The sequence below is a fragment of the Halostella sp. PRR32 genome (assembly GCF_034808085.1).
Taxonomy (GTDB): Archaea; Halobacteriota; Halobacteria; order Halobacteriales; family Natronoarchaeaceae; genus Halostella; species Halostella pelagica.
Genome location: NZ_JAXHGL010000143.1, coordinates 1 through 267 on the forward strand (window position 1 = coordinate 1; position 267 = coordinate 267).

Genomic DNA, 267 nt, shown 5'->3' on the forward strand with positions numbered 1-267 from the left:
TTCGCCATGGTAAGACGACAGGCGCTCCTATTACCATGGATGTCATTAATAAAGACCACCAAAAATGGCTGGATATCATGTCTGCTGAGGATATCGAAGACCTGCTTAAAAGCAAACGAAAAATCACTCATCCTCGCCCAGGTCATGCAGATTTAGTTGGTGGGATCAAATACCGTTTTGATGATCTGCGGAATTCTTTGGAACGTTCATCAGCTCGTGAAACCACCATGCGAGTTGCTGTTGGGGCAGTAGCCAAACGTCTTTTAG

General features: G+C 45.3%; 1 protein-coding gene. It reads left to right on the forward strand.

Going from position 1 to position 267, the window contains the following annotated elements; genetic code table 11:
* Nucleotides 1–35: 35 nt before the first annotated feature.
* A partial coding sequence (locus SM753_RS20690) for a chorismate synthase (RefSeq protein ID WP_323192939.1) occupies nucleotides 36–267 on the forward strand: 232 nt, incomplete at its 3' end.